The organism is Leptospira alexanderi serovar Manhao 3 str. L 60 (assembly GCF_000243815.2).
In the GTDB taxonomy this organism is placed as follows: Bacteria; Spirochaetota; Leptospiria; order Leptospirales; family Leptospiraceae; genus Leptospira; species Leptospira alexanderi.
This window is the reverse complement of record NZ_AHMT02000039.1, coordinates 82,501-90,000: the sequence shown is the minus strand read 5'-3', so window position 1 is coordinate 90,000 and position 7,500 is coordinate 82,501. Positions and strand designations below refer to the sequence as shown.

6 protein-coding genes, 1 tRNA gene and 1 pseudogene (2 of these 8 cut by a window edge) are annotated in these 7,500 nt (G+C 39.2%); 4 read left to right on the top strand and 4 right to left on the bottom strand.

Features of this window, described 5'->3' with window-relative positions; all coding sequences use genetic code 11:
* Nucleotides 1-510, top strand: the end of a protein-coding gene (locus LEP1GSC062_RS12905; RefSeq protein WP_020984482.1) for a 1-acyl-sn-glycerol-3-phosphate acyltransferase. Its footprint begins 1,503 nt before the window's first position; the window shows 510 of its 2,013 coding nt (coding positions 1,504-2,013); its start codon lies off the left edge, out of view; it ends in the stop codon at nt 508-510.
* A gap of 182 nt (nt 511-692) precedes the next feature.
* Here the strand turns inward: LEP1GSC062_RS12905 and LEP1GSC062_RS12900 are convergent, their stop codons facing one another.
* Both LEP1GSC062_RS12900 and LEP1GSC062_RS12895 read right to left on the bottom strand, forming a co-directional pair.
* The gene (locus LEP1GSC062_RS12900; protein WP_020984491.1) at nt 693-1,850 is read right to left on the bottom strand and encodes a DUF1577 domain-containing protein; all 1,158 of its coding nucleotides are present in this window, start codon (nt 1,848-1,850) and stop codon (nt 693-695) included.
* A gap of 544 nt (nt 1,851-2,394) precedes the next feature.
* Nucleotides 2,395-2,802 (bottom strand): AAA family ATPase, encoded by a 408-nt coding sequence (locus tag LEP1GSC062_RS12895; RefSeq protein ID WP_020984475.1) that lies wholly within the window; start codon nt 2,800-2,802, stop codon nt 2,395-2,397.
* 126 nt (nt 2,803-2,928) lie between these two features.
* On the opposite strand from LEP1GSC062_RS12895, the gene LEP1GSC062_RS12890 reads away from it, so the two are divergent.
* Nucleotides 2,929-3,171, top strand: coding sequence for a hypothetical protein (locus LEP1GSC062_RS12890; RefSeq protein WP_010577693.1), 243 nt, complete (start codon nt 2,929-2,931; stop codon nt 3,169-3,171).
* Nucleotides 3,172-3,187: 16 nt separating this feature from the next.
* Here the strand turns inward: LEP1GSC062_RS12890 and LEP1GSC062_RS12885 are convergent.
* Nucleotides 3,188-3,260: transfer RNA gene (locus tag LEP1GSC062_RS12885), tRNA-Phe, on the bottom strand.
* Between the two features lie 94 nt (nt 3,261-3,354).
* Here LEP1GSC062_RS12885 and LEP1GSC062_RS12880 point away from each other — a divergent pair.
* Both LEP1GSC062_RS12880 and LEP1GSC062_RS12875 read left to right on the top strand, forming a co-directional pair.
* Nucleotides 3,355-4,020, top strand: a complete 666-nt coding sequence (locus LEP1GSC062_RS12880; protein WP_020984434.1) for a protein-L-isoaspartate O-methyltransferase family protein — start codon at nt 3,355-3,357, stop codon at nt 4,018-4,020.
* A 761-nt stretch (nt 4,021-4,781) separates the two neighbouring features.
* Complete coding sequence (locus tag LEP1GSC062_RS12875) at nt 4,782-7,220, top strand: transglycosylase domain-containing protein (RefSeq protein WP_020984432.1); 2,439 nt, start codon at nt 4,782-4,784, stop codon at nt 7,218-7,220.
* Here LEP1GSC062_RS12875 and LEP1GSC062_RS12870 read toward each other — a convergent pair.
* Nucleotides 7,198-7,500 (bottom strand): annotated as a pseudogene (locus tag LEP1GSC062_RS12870) (ABC transporter substrate-binding protein); it runs 1,250 nt beyond the window's last position. The gene LEP1GSC062_RS12875 and the pseudogene LEP1GSC062_RS12870 overlap by 23 nt on opposite strands.

Below are 7,500 nucleotides of genomic sequence, written 5' to 3'. Positions count from 1 at the left end.
GTTCAAAAACTTTTTACCAACGGTTATATCTTTCCAAGACCGGCGAGAATTCCAACTGACGTCAAAGGCGTTCAATTGGGAGGCGCTCTGAAAACGATCTACGCACTTGCAATGGGAATCGTAGAAGGGTATTTCACACAGACTTTCGGCGGTAATGTGGATAATTCTCTCTTTCATTTATCCAATCGTTTTTTTACGGAGATGACCGCGATCGGCACCAAGATGGGTGGACAATCCGAGACTTTCTTAGGTCTTTCCGGTTTAACCGACTTTATGCTTTCTTGTTTCGGAACGGATGCGAAAGATAGAAAGACGGGATACGATATTGCTTACGGTTCTCCATCGGAAAGAATGTCGAACGGATTCTACGGTCTTAAGGTAATGCCGAATTTGATGAAAATAACCACGGAAAACACGCCGGTTCTTGCGGCCGCTTACGAAGTTGTGATCAATAAAAAGAATGTGAATCAAATCATTGAAATGTTGGAAAGTAGACTAGCAAGGGTTTGAGATCGGGTGTAAAGTCGGTGACCAAACCCTCGCCGCTAAAACGTGGAAATTACCGCGTTTTAAAAAAATTTCTAACTTTTTTAGATCGAATCCACGTTAAATCCATCTAAAAACAAACTCGTACCGAACGAATTCAAAAATCATACTATACTTAAATAGAAACAATCAAATCGCTTGGGTCTTCAAACCGATATTTGTCCTTGACCTAAAAGTTCGATGTTTCTATAAAACTTTTCTCTTTCTCCTGGAAAAGAGGATTTACCTACCAATTCCAGACCCAAAATCAGATTACTGACTTCGTCGTAAGAAACCCAACGAATCGCTCCGAACACTTTAAAATATCCTTGCATACGAATATAAATGTCGAAAACGAATCCTGTGTGTTTAGGAAGAGTTTGGATCAAATGAGGATCCGTGATTTTAATACAGATGCCGTTATTGGAAATGTCGATAACCTGAAATTTTTCCGTGGTTAAAACTGTGTTAGACTCTTTAATTCGAGCGACCATCTCTTTGGAAAGTTCGGCTAATTTTTGGATCGTGTCTTTACCGAGAGTTTTTTCCTTGTTTCTGACCCAAATATAACCGAGGGGAATGGGTTGCCTGGAATGGTTGATATAAATGATCGGATATATGATTTCGGAAATAATTTTCTCATCCTTATATTTCCTGATCAGAGACGCGATTTCCTCGTGAATATTATCTTCCACGCTGATTTGGTTTTCATCCTTGGACACATAGGAGTCTTCCAAAGAGGTGTTTTCGATGTGAATGTATTTTTTACTTCGTTTGACCAATTCGAACTTATCGTCCTGGTCGGATTTGAAAACGTCTATTTCGATCAAGCCGAGGTTATCCGGTTTTAATTTCGCTTTGTAATCTTCAAAGCTGACCTTGACCAAAGTGGGAATGTTAAACAAGGACGCGTCGATAACTGTTTTGGAAGAATTGATGTTCGTGACGTGCACCGCATCTTCGGTGACAAGATAACGCGGAAATGCGCGGTTGGATTTGGCGATCGAGATTTTGTTTACATTGAGTTCTACAAGTTTTGGACTGAGCTTTTTCAAAAAGCTACATTCCAATTGAACGTACTTAGCGAGAATTCGATACAAAACGATCTCCTCGTTTTCCGGAAAGTCCTTTTCGCTCGATAATTCCACTACGATTTTTTCTCCGTCGTCTACATATTTCTGAATGGTAACTGTTTCGGAGTCGTCTCCTTTTATATTCAAACTCTGTTTTAATAAATGTTTTTCAATAATATGTTTCCTTTGTTCCGGGGAATTTATGACATCTAAATCTCGATTTTTCAGTTTTGTACCATTCATTGAACTCATCATCAAATCCTTACTCAAGACAAAGTATAAACGCCCTGTATAGAATGAATTGTAATTCGGTAAATATAAAATTTATTATATAAATTCTCAAATTATAGAATCGATAGTTTTACAGGAACAAAATCACTCCTTTACTTGTTATGTCAGAATATTTTGGAAAATACAGAGGTCCGACTTGGTTTTCTCTCGAATCTGTGTGGGATTTCTTGTCAAACCCGATTTCCTTATTGATTCCTATGTAATAGGTAGCATGAATTTGGAACAAATTCCCCGTTTAGGACGCAGAATTCCAGGCATCTTGTTATATACTCCTTGGTAAGATTAAGTAAGTTTCCCGTACATCAAAGAAATTCGTTAATTTACAAAGGCTTTGGTTTAAAATTTTAGGATATAGGAACTTTACTAAAACGCGAGAATTATCTCGTTTTGTTAGAAACTTACTGAATGATTGTGTTGATTTCTCTTAAGATTTTATTTTGAAATCACTAAAAAATGGCAGATTATGGGAATGGCACATATAAGAGACATAGAACTATAAAAACTTTCATTCTAAAAGATTTTCGGGTAGGAGACGAACTTTGTATTTTGAGGCCATCTTTTTCAAGGATTCATCGTCGATGAAGTGAGTATTTTTTCCGTTATGATAGTTTTCCACGGTGACTACGAAAACCGTATATCCGAATTGAGATGCGATTTGAAAGTAGGGCTTCATTTCCCAAGAAAGAGTAAACGTGTTATCCAAGAAAATTTTCGAGGTCCCATTCTCCGCTTCTTTACGAACTTGTTCCTCACAGTATTTGTATGCGAGATGGTTCTTCTTATGATCGAAATTGTATTCTTTCGTTTTTGGATCCGTAAAGTAGTCGTCCACGCTGAAAATGGGATGTCTCCCATTTTCGGATAAGAGTTTGGCGAGCGTACTTTTACCGGTTCCCGGTAGACCTCTGAGCAAGATGAAGGACTTTTCCACGTTCTTTTACTTTACAAATACGTTGAGTTTGATTAGCCTATAAGAAACATCCAGCAAGAAATTCTTTCGTATTCGAAAGAGCGTGAACACAAAAGGTTTAGGAGTAGAATGAAATACTTAGAAACGGAGCAAGTTATTCCTTCCAAAGGAATGTCTTATACAATGTACGAAGTGGAAGGCGAAGATCAGATTCAAAAGATGATGACTTACATTCCCGACACGGACGAAATTCATATCTATCCGAAACCTCCGGTTAAAAAATTGTACAAGCCGGAACTTTGTAAGGTGATTGACGAAGTCGTTTTTGCGGAACTTTGGAAGTTAGGGGAAGAAAGAAAAACGGCCCGGTAAAAAAGTTAGTGAGTTCTGGCCTCGGAGAGAATCGAACTCCCGACACAAGGATTTTCAGTCCTCTGCTCTACCGACTGAGCTACAAGGCCGAACCCATGAACAGCATAGAAAAACAGCCTTCACTGTCAACGAAAAAGATCGGAAGCGACTCATTCTCCCCGGATCATTGTTAGGGAGAGATCAATGTCTTTTTCATCTAAGATTTGTAATCCGGTCCTTCGTGAAAAAGAGAGAAAGAATATGGTCGATTTCCAAATCGTTTCTCGAGGAATTCGCAATAAAGAAGTTCTCTCAGCGATGCGTTCGATTCCAAGAGAATGTTTTGTACCTGATTCTTATGTTTCGCAAGCGTATGACGACAAACCTCTGCCGATCGGATATCATCAGACGATTTCACAACCGTTCATGGTCGCATGGATGTCTCTGCTTCTTGAAATTCGAAAAGGCGATCGAATTTTCGAAATTGGCACCGGCTCAGGTTATCAAAGCGCCGTTTTAATTTTTCTTGGAGCGAAGTTATTTTCCGTTGAGTTCTTTGAATCTCTTCATAAAATCGCGATTCAAAATTTGGAACTTTGGAGTCCGGGTTGCACTCGAACAAATCATTTTGTTAGCGGAAATGCGACTCAAATTCTCAAACCTGAACTTCAATTTGATAAGATGATTTCCTGCGCCGCTCTTCCCGATCTTCCCGGCGTGGAAAGTTCTTACTTTCACTCCCTGATTCCTGGAGGAGTTTTTATTTTTCCGATGGGAAAGAAAAAACAATTTTTAATAACCGCAAAAAAAAATTGGAACGATTGGTCCTTTGAATCTAAGTGTGAAGTGAAGTTTGTTCCCTTACTTTAAATTCTTTTTCGGAATCCTACCTTCAAATGATTTTAAGTAATTTGAGGTACTCTTTTATGTAAAGATCAGTAAGAGAAATCTTCCGCAATTTAAAGAATCTATATTAGAGTTGTTGAAAAATTAATTCCCCATCTATTTCTGTTTCATTGAAATGGACAGTTGAAGCGGTTTTGTTAATCTGAACTATGGAATTTTTCAACAACTCTATTGTTAGACAATTTCTTATAGAAATTCGAATCCAGGAGTTTTTATTGAGAACAACTATATACAAGGTGCCCAGAATTCTGTGTTTCAATGGAAGATTTATCTCTGTATTATGTAGTAGAAATTAGAAGTGATCTCAAAAATACTTTATCTTTGCTTAAAATGCCGATTCCAATCATTCTAAGATATTTTTGAGATAGCCTTCTAGTAAACTCGTCTTGTAGGAGTTCCCACAAAGCGCATTCAATAATTTGCGATTGACAACCGGTGGTTTTAAATTTAAGGGCGGGTTTTTAAATTTTGACCGGAATTCTATTTCGGAAAATTTCTAATACTTTACAAAGATACGGTCGTTTCTATTGTCTTTCTCTGAGGTCTGAAAAAGTAATTAATCGTTTTCAAAGGAAAATTTAGTAAGTCGTGATAATTTCAATTTCGAATCCTTTTGTACGACTTCGTCTCAAAAATCTTTTTTGTTGTTTCAAAACGTAGTGTGAAGGGATGAAAGTTTCTTTTTGAGATAGTCTCTAGTAGAATATTGGGCTTTAGGACAGACGATGACATTCGGCAATGGAAAAATATTCTCTATTTTCAACGCACTCAAGGAAGGTTTCGTAAGCTTTTTCCTTTTCGTAAAAGCGTATTGGAGATTCATATTCCGTTATGCGATCATTGCGATTATCGCGTTCGTTTCTTTTTTGATCGGCGGCTCTTATGTGGTTTGGTTCACCAAAAAGGACGAAATCGTTTCCAATTTGGATAAGTTCAAAAACGAAGTCACAAATTATTACGAAATCAGCCAGATTCGCCCTATTCGAATTTTGGATCGAAACGGAAAGCTAATCGGAGAATTTTCGAGAAGAAAGTTTAAACCAATCCGCACAGACAACCTTGCAGAACATGGGAACATCATTTGGGCGCTTCTTTCTTCCGAAGATAGGGAATTTTACAATCATCACGGAATCAATTACACCGCGCTTTTACGGGCAATCATCATCAATCTCACCACCTTTCAAAAACAGGGCGGGTCCACGATCACTCAACAGCTCGCAAAACTGACCTTGGATTTGGGAGCGAGAAATATCTTTAACAAAATTACGGAATTCTATTGTACCTTTTATCTTGAAAGCCAGTTTGACAAGAATACGATTCTTTCCATGTATCTCAATCGGATTTTTTTAGGTGAGGGAAATACGGGAGTGGAGGAAGCGAGCCGTTACTATTTCAATAAGGCCGCCGCGGAACTTACTCCGGAAGAAGCGGCTATGCTTGTCGGGATCATTCCAGCACCTTCCAATTACAATCCGGTTCGAAGTTTAAAGATCGCTCTTAAAAGACAAAAGCTGGTTCTGACTCCTATGTCCGAAAATCAACATCTACATCCTAATCCTTCCAGCATTGAAAGAAATTTCTCTAAAAGGATCGATGCAAATCTAAAAAAATTCAAAACCTTCTACAATGTGGAACTCACAAAAGACGGAGAGAAGGAATTTTACTCTTCCGATATCGCTAGATACGGTTTTGATAAGGACTTTACGATCAATCTCGCCCCCGATTTTAATTACGGAATCCGCCAACGTATTTTGGATACATTTTCGGAAATCGATATCGAAACCAGAGGAATGAACGTTTATACAACTCTCGACTACGATAAACAAGACGCCGCCGAAAAGTCTCTAAGAGAAGGAATCGAATCCGTTCGTAAAAAACTGAACGATGTAAAAGCCGCCTACGTGAAAAAAGGTGATTCGGAAGAGGTAAGAGTCCAACAATCCATCATAGACAACATGAACGGATCCTTGATTTCGATCAATCCCGGAAACGGTTATATCGAGGCGATGGTTGGTAGTTACAAAATCTCTAATATATTTAGGTTCAATCGAGCGGTTTCTGCGCTCAGACAACCCGGTTCTACAATCAAGGCTTTGATCTACGCAATCGCGTTTGAAAACAGGATTATTACTCCTTCGTCCACGGTTGTGGATGAGGAAATTAACATCCGAGGTTATTCTCCAAAAAATTGGTACAAAGGTTATAAAGGGAATATCACCGCCAGAATCGCGTTCGCACAATCGGTCAATACGATCGCCGTTAAATTGTTAAACGAATTCGGTGTGAACGACTTTTTAGAAAAAATTTCGATGATCTTGGATGTGGACAAGGCGACTCTTGAAAAAAGATTCCAACCGAATCTTTCCTTGGCTCTCGGTTCGGGAGAATTGTCGCCGATGGAGCTTGCTTTGATTTATGCGACGATTGCAAATGGAGGAAAAAAAGTTACTCCCGTTCAAATTCTAAGAATTACGGATTTTGAAGGGAGTGAAATGTTTTCCACACCTTTGAAAGATCCGAATGAAGCGATTCAAATTTTAGATCCAGTTGCCTGTGCGGAAACGATCAATCTTTTGGAAGCGGTGTTAAGCGAACAAGGAACGATGAAGCTCAAATTGAAAGACGAAGACTTTTTTCCGATGGGTGGTAAAACGGGAACAGTTCAGTCTCCGAAAGAAGCCCGTAAAAAATGGGGATCCCGTAAGGGAGTAAGAGACGCTTGGTTTGCGGGCGTGAATCCCGATTTAGTTACGACAGTCTGGATTGGCAACGATGTGGGCGCTCCGTTCGAAGGTTCAGGTTCTGGAATCAGCGGAAACATCTGGTTTCGTTATGTGAACTATATCGCAAAAAACATAGGATTTTCAGAAACTCTCGTCAAACCGTTTAACGGCGATTTTGTGAAAGTTGATGTATGTGGAGAGACCGGCTTGCTGCTGCATTCTTCCGTCCCTTGTTTGTATCCTTTGTACGGTCAATATTATTACATCGGGGAACAACCTTCTGCTCCTGCGGGTATTACTACCGCTACAACTTCGGAAAATTCCACGCAAGAGTTGGAAACGGCTACAACTGAAAAAACGATTCTTCCTCAAGGGGAAGAAAGCGACGCGGATTCTGTCGAACTTGAACTTCCGGAAGTTACAGATAATCCTCCAAACTAGAATAACGTTTTCCTTTTTCGGATATTAGAAAAGTCTCATGCGGTGACCAAAGATAAATCCAAGGATTTTCTCTAAGAAGAATTTGTAAGGCTTTGGTCGTTTCCGGATTCAAGGAATCTGAATTTCTTGCTCTTGAGAATATAGCTTCGAGTTCCTGATTTTCGTAGTGCGCTCGGTTTCCTCCGTTGCCTTTGTCCTTTCCCGAAAACAACGGATCGATAAAGTGCCAAGCTCCTGGTAAATCCGCGTACCAAAAAAGCAACGTTAGATCACCTTTCTC